Below are 2,134 nucleotides of genomic sequence, written 5' to 3' on the forward strand. Positions count from 1 at the left end.
GCCGCATGCTCGGCCTCGACGTCGACGTCAGCCCACCATTCGAGATGGACAACCGCTCCAAGCGAAGCATCGTGATCGACCTGACCACCGACCACGGCCGCGAGACCGCGTTCGAATTGATCACTGGCGCAGATGTTTTCATCACCAACCTGCGGCCCGGCGCGCTGCGCCGGCTCGGGCTTGACTACGAATCGCTGGCCCCGGACCATCCTCGACTGGTCTACGGGCTGATCACCGGCTACGGCGAAACCGGCCCGGACGCCGACCGGGCGGCCTACGACGTCGCCGCATTCTGGGCCCGCGGTGGGCTGGCGTACCTGCTCACCCGGCCCGGTGAGACGCCGCCGTTCCAGCGCGGCGGGATGGGCGATCATTCCGCCGGCATGACACTGGCCGCGGCGGTCTGCGCGGCGCTGGTGGCCCGCGACCGCACCGGGAACGGACAGCTGGTCAGCACATCGCTGTACCGCCAGGGCGCCTACACCGTCAGCTTCGACCTGAACACCTACCTGATGTCGGGGCAGCCGATCGCGATCGGGCAGCGCGAGAAGATGTTCAACCCGTGCATGAACAACTACGCCACCGCCGACGGCCATCGGTTCTGGATCGTCGGGCTGGAGGCCGACCGGCACTGGCCGCCGCTGTGTCGCGCGGTCGGCAAGGCGGAGTGGCTGGATGATCCCCGGTTCCTGGACGCGCGCTCCCGCGCGATCAACGCCGTCGAGCTGATCGCCGCGCTGGACCAGATCTTCGTGACCAAGACGCTCGGCGAGTGGGCAGAGATCTTCGCGCGCGAACCGGACTTTTTCTGGTCACCGGTCAACAGCATCGAAGACGTCGTCGCCGACGAGCAGTTCCACGCCGCCGGTGGCGTGGTCGACGTGCCGGACGGACCCGCGGTCATACCGATGGTTGCGACCCCTGCTGATTTCCACGGCACGCCGTGGGTGCCCCGCTCGCCCGCGCCGCAGCTCGGCCAGCACACCGACGAAATACTCGGCGAGCTCAGGGCGCGACGCAAGATTTGATCTCATCGCACCTTTACAGATTCGCCAAGAAGTGTCACGCTGGGTCGGCCGGGTCATCGACGACGCGTGAAGGGATGCGATGAACACCTCGGAGAATCGGCGCTCGCACACCCACGACGGATCGGTCGGCTATCGACTCGACGTCGTGGCTTCCAGCGCCGCGGACGTCGTGGGCTCGATCGGCGGCTGGCTGTATGACCGGGTGTGCGCAGGCTGGGACGTCCACGTGCTGTTGGCGCAGCAGTGTGACCATCGCCCGCTGCAGATCCTCGGCATGCACGCCGTCGAACTCGACCCGCACGCCCTGGCCGTGAGCGCCGGATGCGCGGCCCGGGGTCTTGCGGTCAGCGCCGACATGTTCGCCGGCGATCCGCGGGTCCGGCACGAAGTGCTGGCGGCTCTGGACCGCTGGATGACCGAAGTGACTCTCTGGCAAGATGATTGGCCGCTGAACGTCGGACACCGGACCGCCGCGGTACAGCATGTGCTCTCCGCGGCGGCGCGCGCTTTCAAACGCCATGCGCTGCAAGCCGCCGGTGTCCCGGGCGAGGTCGGCCCGACCGAGACGTTGCGTAGCGACATGAAGGCGTCGTGGCCGGTCGATTCCGAACTGATCCCCGTGGGCTGACGCGCACGTACCGCACCCGCACGCTGCTGTATCTGCACGAGGCGACACGCGGACCGATTTGCCAACGGCGTTCATCACCTGCTCACCCTTTCGCAGCAATCACATCTGCCACGCGGGTCACCGACGTGAGTCGGTACCCGATGTGCCCGCCTTCGAGCGAATTCGATCGGGGCGCGGCACGAATTCGCTCGAAGGTGGGCAAGTCGGATACCCCGCCGGCCGGAGGCTGGTGAGACTGCTGTGATCAAGCGGCGGACTCAGAAGGTGATCAACTGCCGGACCGCAAGGCCGTCGGCCAGGTTGTCCATCGCGGAGTTGATGTCCTCGAGCGTGATTCGCGATGACACCAGTGACTCCACCGGCAACCGGCCCGATCGCCACAGCTCGACGAACTTCGGGATGTCGCGATCCGGCACCGCCGATCCGAGGTAGCTGCCGATCAGCGACCGGCCTTCGGCGACAAAACCCAACGGCGACA

2 protein-coding genes and 1 pseudogene are annotated in these 2,134 nt (G+C 67.1%); 2 read left to right on the plus strand and 1 reads right to left on the minus strand.

Annotated features, from left to right (window positions below; all coding sequences use genetic code 11):
• Window positions 1-1,028: CaiB/BaiF CoA transferase family protein (locus tag AC2VOG_RS18730; protein ID WP_486941333.1), on the plus strand; the 1,028-nt coding region annotated here is incomplete at its 5' end.
• A 79-nt stretch (window positions 1,029-1,107) separates the two neighbouring features.
• On the plus strand, window positions 1,108-1,656 hold the full coding sequence (locus tag AC2VOG_RS18735) for a hypothetical protein (protein WP_486941334.1): 549 nt from the start codon (window positions 1,108-1,110) through the stop codon (window positions 1,654-1,656).
• A 257-nt stretch (window positions 1,657-1,913) separates the two neighbouring features.
• Here AC2VOG_RS18735 and AC2VOG_RS18740 read toward each other — a convergent pair.
• Window positions 1,914-2,134, minus strand: a pseudogene (locus tag AC2VOG_RS18740) (alcohol dehydrogenase); the annotation flags it as partial.

This window comes from Mycobacterium sp. TH-M11 (assembly GCF_057473725.1).